The organism is Streptomyces achromogenes subsp. achromogenes, from assembly GCF_000720835.1.
In the GTDB taxonomy this organism is placed as follows: Bacteria; Actinomycetota; Actinomycetes; order Streptomycetales; family Streptomycetaceae; genus Streptomyces; species Streptomyces achromogenes.
Genome location: NZ_JODT01000082.1, coordinates 1 through 652, shown reverse-complemented (window position 1 = coordinate 652; position 652 = coordinate 1). Strand labels below are relative to the sequence as shown.

1 protein-coding gene is annotated in these 652 nt (G+C 68.6%); it reads left to right on the top strand.

Annotation, left to right across the window (positions count from 1 at the left end; all coding sequences use genetic code 11):
• The coding region (locus IH25_RS38795) for an acyltransferase domain-containing protein (RefSeq protein WP_157847085.1) at positions 1-652 on the top strand (652 nt) is incomplete at both ends.

Sequence of the window (652 nt, the reverse complement as noted above, 5' to 3'; positions counted from 1 at the left end):
GCGGTGTTGTTGGAGGGGACGGGGTATGCGCAGCCGGCGTTGTTCGCGGTGGAGACGGCGTTGTTCCGGTTGGTGGAGTCGTGGGGTGTGCGGCCGGATGTGGTGGTGGGGCATTCGGTGGGGGAGTTGGCGGCGGCGCATGTGGCGGGTGTGTTGTCGTTGGAGGATGCGGCGCGGTTGGTGTGTGTGCGTGCGGAGTTGATGCAGGGGTTGCCGGGTGGTGGGGCGATGGTGGCTGTGGAGGCGTCGGAGGAGGAGGTGGTGCCGTTGTTGGCGGGGCGGGTGGGGATCGCCGCGGTGAATGGTCCTCGGTCGGTGGTGGTGTCGGGGGATGAGGGGGATGTGGCGGGTGTGGTGGAGCGGTTGCGGGGGTGGGGGCGCAGGGTGAAGCGGTTGGCGGTGTCGCATGCGTTTCATTCGCCGTTGATGGAGCCGGTGGTGGAGGCGTTCCGTGAGGCTGCTGAGGGGGTGGTGTTTCGGGAGCCGCGACTTGCGGTGGTGTCGACGCTGACGGGTGCGGTGGCGGCTGGGGATGATCTGGTGTCGGCGGGTTATTGGGCGGAGCAGATCCGTGGCACGGTGCGTTTCGCCGATGCCGTCTCCGTGCTGGCCGAGCGCAACGTCACGGCCTTCGTAGAGATCGGCCCCGACG